7 protein-coding genes and 2 pseudogenes are annotated in these 7,015 nt (G+C 72.0%); 3 read left to right on the top strand and 6 right to left on the bottom strand.

The window, feature by feature from the left end; translation table 11 throughout:
* From B277_RS14860 to ctaE, 3 genes and pseudogenes are all read right to left on the bottom strand, one after another.
* A pseudogene (locus B277_RS14860) lies at nt 1-617 on the bottom strand (cytochrome bc1 complex Rieske iron-sulfur subunit); the annotation flags it as partial.
* Nucleotides 618-654: 37 nt separating this feature from the next.
* Nucleotides 655-1,437 (bottom strand): cytochrome bc1 complex diheme cytochrome c subunit, encoded by a 783-nt coding sequence (gene qcrC, locus B277_RS14855; RefSeq protein ID WP_007929737.1) that lies wholly within the window; start codon nt 1,435-1,437, stop codon nt 655-657.
* Nucleotides 1,438-1,490: 53 nt separating this feature from the next.
* Entirely contained in the window at nt 1,491-2,093 is a 603-nt protein-coding gene (ctaE, locus tag B277_RS14850; protein WP_051988105.1) for an aa3-type cytochrome oxidase subunit III, read from the bottom strand.
* A 147-nt stretch (nt 2,094-2,240) separates the two neighbouring features.
* Between ctaE and B277_RS14845 the strand changes: the two genes are divergently transcribed.
* Both B277_RS14845 and trpD read left to right on the top strand, forming a co-directional pair.
* On the top strand, nt 2,241-2,693 hold the full coding sequence (locus B277_RS14845; protein WP_007929735.1) for a response regulator: 453 nt from the start codon (nt 2,241-2,243) through the stop codon (nt 2,691-2,693).
* A pseudogene (gene trpD / locus B277_RS14840) lies at nt 2,690-3,756 on the top strand (anthranilate phosphoribosyltransferase). The gene B277_RS14845 and the pseudogene trpD overlap by 4 nt, the downstream one beginning before the upstream one ends.
* A gap of 49 nt (nt 3,757-3,805) precedes the next feature.
* On the opposite strand, the gene B277_RS14835 reads toward trpD, so the two are convergent.
* The 3 genes from B277_RS14835 to B277_RS14830 are packed head-to-tail and all read right to left on the bottom strand — an operon-like array spanning nt 3,806 to nt 5,773.
* Nucleotides 3,806-4,084 (bottom strand): Lrp/AsnC family transcriptional regulator, encoded by a 279-nt coding sequence (locus B277_RS14835; protein WP_007929733.1) that lies wholly within the window; start codon nt 4,082-4,084, stop codon nt 3,806-3,808.
* Nucleotides 4,081-4,572 carry a hypothetical protein gene (locus tag B277_RS20075; RefSeq protein WP_338009772.1) on the bottom strand — a complete coding sequence of 164 codons (492 nt, stop codon included), beginning with the start codon at nt 4,570-4,572 and terminating at the stop codon, nt 4,081-4,083. The genes B277_RS14835 and B277_RS20075 overlap by 4 nt, the downstream gene beginning before the upstream one ends.
* Nucleotides 4,559-5,773, bottom strand: coding sequence for a DEDD exonuclease domain-containing protein (locus tag B277_RS14830; RefSeq protein WP_051988102.1), 1,215 nt, complete (start codon nt 5,771-5,773; stop codon nt 4,559-4,561). The genes B277_RS20075 and B277_RS14830 overlap by 14 nt, the downstream gene beginning before the upstream one ends.
* Nucleotides 5,774-5,836: 63 nt before the next feature.
* On the opposite strand from B277_RS14830, the gene B277_RS14825 reads away from it, so the two are divergent.
* Nucleotides 5,837-6,874, top strand: coding sequence for a DUF2332 domain-containing protein (locus tag B277_RS14825; protein WP_007929732.1), 1,038 nt, complete (start codon nt 5,837-5,839; stop codon nt 6,872-6,874).
* Nucleotides 6,875-7,015 lie beyond the last annotated feature (141 nt).

The raw sequence follows: 7,015 nt of genomic DNA, 5'->3' as shown, positions 1-7,015 counted from the left end.
CAGATCGGTGGCTCGCTCGGCCCGCTGCCGCGCAACGACCTGTCGGTCACCTTCTGGACGAGCAGCGGGACGGCGAAGAGGCCCATGGCCGCACCGAAGGTCATCTTCAGCAGCGGACGACGGGTGAGCTGCGAGCTCTCGCCGCCCTCGAGCATCGTGTCGACGAAGCCCTGGCGGTCCTCGTCGCTCGAGCGCATCGGGTGACGCATCTCGACGACCTCGGTGTCGGGCATGAGCGTCTTGGCCCAGTGCACGGCACCCAGACCGATGCCGAGCAGGCTGAAGGCCAGGCCCAGCCCGAGGAGCAGGTTGGACAGGCTCATCTCTTCTGTGAAGGGCACCCACACCTGGGTGTCCACGTCGACCATGAAGTAGGCCACGAGGAAGAGCACCGTGCCCAGGATCGACAGCAGGAAGAGGGTCGCGACCTGTCGCTCGGCGCGGTTGGCCGCCTTGTCGTCGAGGTCGGCATTGCGCAGCACGTGGGGCGGCAGCCCCGGGTTCGCGAACCGCTCCGGGATACCACCGGAGCCCTGCACGTGGCCCTGGTCGAGGCGCACCGGCTCGGAGCCCGTGGGCTCCTCCGGCTGTGCCCCTGTCGGGGTGTGCTCACTCATCTGTCGAAGGTCCTGTCTGTGTGGCGATGGTCAGTGATCAGGCGGACTTCTGGCCGAGCCAGACGGCGAAGCCCACGAGGAGGCCCAGGCCGATGGTCCAAATGAAGAGTCCCTCGGGGACCGGGCCCAGGCTGCCCAGCGGGTTGCCTCCGGGGTTGCCGGCCTCCTGCTGCGCCTCGAGGTAGGCGATGACGTCGCGCTTGCTCTCCGGGCTGAGGTTGGCGTCGTTGAAGACGGGCATGCTCTGCGGGCCGGTCTCCATGGCCTCGTAGATGTGCTTGCCCGAGACACCCTGCACGGACGGGGCGTCCTTGCCGCGGGTCAGGGCGCCGCCCGCGCCGGCGCTGTTGTGGCACATGGCGCAGTTGACGCGGAAGATCTGGCCACCCTTGCCCGGGTCGCCCTTCGAGCCGTCGGTGTACTCCTCGTCGGGGACCGACGGGCCGGGGCCGAGCGTGGCGACGTAGGCCGCGATGTCGGAGATCTCCTCGTCGGTGAACTTCACCTGCAGGTCGTCCTTGGCCTGGACGCCGGGCTCGGTCATCGGCATGCGGCCGGTGCCCATCTGGAAGTCGACCGAGGCAGCACCCACGCCGGCGAGGCTGGGGCCGGCCTGGTCGATGCCCAGACCGTTGGCCCCGTGGCAGGTCGCGCAGTTGGCGACGAAGAGCTTCTTGCCGTTGGCGACGCTGTCCGCGCTGGCCACGGAGGCGGTGGCCTCCTTGGGGGCCACCGCGGAGTACGCGGTGCCGGTGACGAAGAGCCCGAGCAGGAGCAGCAGGGCGATCGCCGCGGGGTGACGGCGAGAGAGGGTGGGCATGTGCAGTCCTGTCCTCGTGGAGCGGGTGGATCGGGGGAGACGGCGCATCGGGGTCATCCGAGCAGGTAGATCGCGGCGAAGAGGGCGATCCACACGACGTCGACGAAGTGCCAGTAGTACGAGGTGACGACGGCACCCGTCTGCTGCGCGTGGCTGTAGTCACGAGTGGTGTACGTGCGGCCGATGATCAGCAGGAAGGCGATGAGGCCACCCGTGACGTGGATGCCGTGCAGGCCCGTCGTCAGGTAGAAGATCGACGCCCACGCGTCGGTCGAGATCGTCACGCCCTCGGTGACGAGGGTGGCGTACTCCAGGACCTGGCCGGAGACGAAGACGGCGCCGAAGATGTACGTGAGGATGTACCACTCACGCATGCCCCAGCCGGCGACGTTGAGCAGCGAGCCGGTGCGCGACTTCTGGCCGTGCTCGGCCTTGAGCACACCGAGCTGGCACCACACCGACGACACCACGAGGATCAGGGTGTTGGCGGCCGCGAAGGGCACGTTGAGCAGCTCGAAGTTGTGCTCCCACAGGTCGGGGCGCATCGCCCGGACCGTGAAGAAGATGGCGAAGAGTCCGGCGAAGAACATCAGCTCGCTCGACAACCAGACGATGGTCCCGACCGAGACCATGTTGGGTCGGCTGACGGGACCCATCGAGGGGTCGGCGGTCGTGTGCCCGGACACGTGTGAAGGCAGGGAGGTTGCAGTGGCCACGGGCCCATTATGTCTGTAACCGGATGCCGGTGTGCGCCACCCCCCTCCGCGAGTCTCGCGAGGCCCCTCACCGCTACGATCACAGGCATGACCGGAAGCTCCCAGCAGACCTCCTCCGCCCCCACCGTCGCGGCCGGGGAAGACGCCTCCGTCGCGGTCCGGGTCCTCGTGCACAGTGACAACATCACCATCCGCGACACGGTGCGCGCGGCGGTCGGTCGCCGGCCCGCGCGCGACGTCGAGGTCCTCTCGTGGCGTGAGTGCGCCACCGCCGACGGGGTGATCGAGGCCGTCGAGGCCGGCGGGCTGGACCTGCTGATCCTCGACGGGGAGTCCGCCAAGCTCGGTGGCATGGGCCTGTGCCGACAGCTCAAGTCCGAGGTGCTCGGGTGCCCTCCGGTCCTCGTGCTCACGGGGCGGCCGCAGGACGGCTGGCTCGCGACGTGGTCCATGGCCGACGCCGCCGTGGCCCACCCGCTCGACCCGATCGCCCTCGCCGACGCCGTCGCCGACCTGGCTCGCCGCGTGGCCGGCCGATGAGCGCACCGGGCGCCCACACCTGGCCCGCACTGCTCACCCAGCTCCTCGCGGGGGGACGACCTGTCCGCGGACGAGACGTCATGGGCGATGCGCGAGATGATGTCGGGTGATGCCACGCCGGCGCAGATCGGCGGCTTCCTCGTGGCCCTGCGGGCGAAGGGGGAGACCGTCACCGAGCTGCGCGCGCTGGCCGACATCATGCTCGAGCACGCCGTGCCGATCTCGGTCGACGGTCCGACCCTCGACATCGTCGGCACCGGCGGTGACATGGCCGGCACGGTCAACATCTCGACGATGTCGGCCATCTGCATCGCCGCTGCCGGCGTGCGCGTGGTCAAGCACGGCAACCGCGCCTCGTCGTCGAAGTCGGGGTCCGCGGACGTGCTCGAGTCGCTCGGCGTCTCCCTCTCCCTCCCGGCCGACGTCGTCGGGGAGATCGCGGACCGCGCCGGCATCACCTTCTGCTTCGCCCAGACCTTCCACCCCTCCTTCCGTCACACGGCGGCACCGCGTCGCGACCTGGGGGTCGGGACGGCGCTCAACGTGCTCGGGCCGATGACCAACCCGAGTCGACCGACGTACTCGGTCGTCGGGGTGGCCGACCCGCGCGTGGCGCCCCTCATGGCCGGGGTCTTCGCCGACCGTGGGACCACGGCGCTGGTCTTCCGGGGCGATGACGGTCTCGACGAGCTGACCGTCGCCGACTCCTCCCACGTGTGGTGGGTCGCGGGTGGGTCGATCAGGGAGGTGGACCTGGCTCCGGAGCAGCTCGGGCTCACCCGCAGCCCGCTCGACTCCCTGCGGGGCGGGGACGCCGACTTCAACGCGGACGTGGCGCGACGGCTGCTGGCTGGCGAGCGCGGACCCGTGCGTGATGCCGTGGTGCTCAACGCCGGTGCGGCGGTCGCTCTGGCGCAGACCGGCCCCCCACCACCCGGACGACGCGGTCGCTGCGGTCAGGGCGGGCATGGACACGGTCGAGGAGGTCCTCGACTCCGGCCGCGCCGCGGAGCAGCTCGAGCGCTGGGTCACGGCGACGCGGGAGGCCTGCCCCGCCTCCTGAGGGGAGGGGGTCAGGGCCCTCCCGAGCCGGAGCGTCAGCGGGTCGCGGACTACTCGAGGCCGATGCTGAAGGCTGCGTCGAGGTCGTGGCGGCTGTAGGCGCGGAAGGCGATCTGCGTCGACGTGTCGACGATGCCCTCGACCTTGTTGAGCCGGCCGGCGATGACGTCGTCGAGCTCCTCGTGCCGGTGGACGCGCACCATGGCGATCAGATCGGCGTCGCCCGCGACGGAGTAGACCTCGCTCACACCGTCGAGGCCGGCCACGGTCTCGGCCACCTCGGGGATGCGCGAGGTCTCGGCGTGGATGAGGACGATGGCAGTGATCACGAGGCCCACCCTAGAGCAGGAGCCAGAGCGCCGTGGGCCGCAGCGGCCCCTCCCACCGGGCAGGTCCACTCGCCGTCGATGTCGACGAGCCGGGTGCCCTCGGTCTCGAGCCAGCGCACGACCAGCTCGGTCTCCTCGGGCAGCGCGCTCGTGCCGGGACCGGTGGGCGCGGACACGACCTCAGCGCTGGCCCGCAGCGCGGCGACATAGGGCATCGGGTCGGCGCCCGCGGGGGAGTGCGAGCTGCCGGCGAGGCGCCCGTGACGGATGCACATGAGGTCCCAGCCCCCGCGTGGGGTGCGGCGGGCGGCGATGATCTCGGGCGACTCCCGGACCGGCGTCGCGCGCTGGCTGCGCGAGGTCGCCCGCACGAGCGAGCCGAGCCGGTCGCGCAGGACCGCCGCCTCCTCGTAGCGCTCGTCGACCGAGAGGGAGGACATGCGCTCACGGACCGCGGCGACCGCGGGTCGGACGTCACCGACGAGCACGGCCGCTGCCTCCGCGACGGTGATCGCGTACTCGTCGACACCGACCGCGCCCGTGCAGGGGGCGGCGCAGCGGCCCATGTCGGCGAGCGCGCAGGCCGACGTTGGGCGGGTCGGTGACAGTCGGGTCAGGCACTGCCGCAGGGGGACCGCGTCGTGCAGTGCGGCGGCGGCGTCCTCTGCCGCACCGCGGGTGCCGAAGGGGCCAGCCCAGGCCAGGTCGTCGGCACCGATGGTGCGCACGATCGACAGCCGGGGGGAAGGCCTCGTCGGTCAGCTTGAGCCACCACACCTTGTCCGGGCGGCGCGAGCGCGTGTTGTAGCGCGGCCGGTGCCGGGCGATGAGACGCAGCTCGCGCACCTGGGCCTCGAGGGTCGTCGCGCAGACGATCGGGGTGATCTCCGCGGCCACACGCACCATCTCGCCCATGCGACGACGCTGCTCCGAGGCCGTGAAGTAGCTGCGGGCCCGCGCCCGGATGTCGACCGAGGTGCCGACGTAGAGCACCTCGCCGCGGTCGTCCTTGAAGACGTAGACCCCGGGCGCCGAGGGCAGCCCGTCGGCGAGGACCCGCTTGCGCCGGACCTCGTCGCTGACCCGGTTGGTGTACGAGCCGAGCTCCTCGAGGGTGTCGACCCCGACGGACCCGAGTCGCCCGATGAGGCCGTGGAGCACGTCGACCGTCGCGCGGGCGTCGTGCAGGGCCCGGTGGTCGGGCGTCGTCGTCGCACCGAAGTACTGGGCGAGCGTGCCCAGCTTGTGGTTGCGCACCTCGTCGCGGGAGACGACCTGCCGGGCGAGGTGGACGGTGTCGATGACCTGCGGCCCCGGCCAGCGCAGCCCGTGCGCCGCGCACGCCGCCTTGAGGAAGCCGATGTCGAAGCCGGCGTTGTGGGCCACGAGCACCGCGCCGCGGGCGAACTCGAGAAAGCTGGCGACGGCCTCACCCGTGCTGGGGGCGTCGCGGACCATGGCGTCCGTGATACCGGTCAGCGACTGGATGAAGGCGGGGATCGGCTCGCCGGGGTTGACGAAGGTCTGCAGCTCGCCGAGCTCCTCGCCGCCGCGCACCTTGACCGCGCCGATCTCGGTGATGCCGCAGTCACGGGCGGAGCCGCCCGTGGTCTCGAGGTCGACGACGACGAAGGTGACCTCGGCCAACGGGGTGCCGAGGTCACCGAGCCTGTCCTGGACGACCTCCATGACGACGACCGTAGGTGCGACCACCGACAACGGGGCGCAGACACGGCGTGGGAGGGTGGCCGCATGCGCGCGATGGACGACCTGGCCGACGTCTCCGACTTCTACCGGCACTTCGCCGAGCACGAGGCGAAGGGGGAGTCCGCCACCTTCGAGGACTGGGCGCGGGGGGTCGCGGACGACCCCGAGGTCCGCGCCCTCCTCGAGGAGCTGCCGGTGGGCAAGCGGCAGCCCAACCTCGTCTTCGCGGCGGCCCGCTGGCACGGTGCGCTCACCCCTTCGGCCTACGACGGGCCCGGTGGGCTGCGCGAGGTGCTCCGCGAGCACTGGCCGCAGGTCCTCGAGACGGTGCTGGCCCGCTCGACCCAGACCAACGAGGTCGGTCGGTGCGCGACCCTCCTGCCGGTGCTCGGTGGGCTCGAGGGCCCGCTCGCGCTGCTCGAGGTCGGGGCGAGCGCCGGCCTGTGCCTGCACCCTGACCGGTGGTCCTACCGCTACGTCGGCGAGGCAGGCGACGTAGTGCACCGCCTCGACCCCGCCGACGGGCCCTCACCGGTCGTGCTCGAGTGCGTGCTGCAGGGAGCGGCGCCGGTGCCGTCCGCGCTGCCGGAGGTCGTCTGGCGCGGCGGCATCGACCTCAACCCGCTCGACCTGTCGACTCCGGACACGGCGCGGTGGCTCGAGACGCTCGTGTGGCCTGAGCACGACGACCGGCGGGCGCGCCTCGCGGCAGCCTGCGCAGAGGTCGCGGACGTGCCCGTCGACATCGTCCGTGGTGACCTCCTCGAGGACCTCGACCAGCTCGTGGACCGGGCCCGTGAGCAGGCCCCGGACGCGACACTGGTCCTCTTCCACTCGGCGGTCATCGCCTACCTCGACGACGAGGGGCGGGCACGCTGGCAGCAGCTGGCCCACGACGTCGTCGCCCGCGTCCGCGCCGCCGGCGGCCGCGCCCACTGGGTGTCCAACGAGGGCGCCCGCGTGCTGCCCGACGTCACCGCGACCGCGACGTGCGCGGGGGAGGGCAGCGACTTCTGCCTCGGCCTCGACGGCTCGGCCGTCGGCTGGACCCACGGCCACGGCCGCCGCCTCACCTGGTGCTGATCTTCGCCGCCCGTGACCGTGGGGCAGGGCGGGTTGGTCGCGGACGAAGGGTGGGGCGACACTGCCGACGTCCCTGCGCCCTCCTGTGGCCGGTGCGTCCCCTCGAGACGGTCGCTGCGCGACCTCCTCGGGGAGCGGGGA

Source organism: Janibacter hoylei PVAS-1 (assembly GCF_000297495.1).
Classification (GTDB): domain Bacteria; phylum Actinomycetota; class Actinomycetes; order Actinomycetales; family Dermatophilaceae; genus Janibacter; species Janibacter hoylei.
This window is presented reverse-complemented; position numbering and strand designations above follow the sequence as displayed.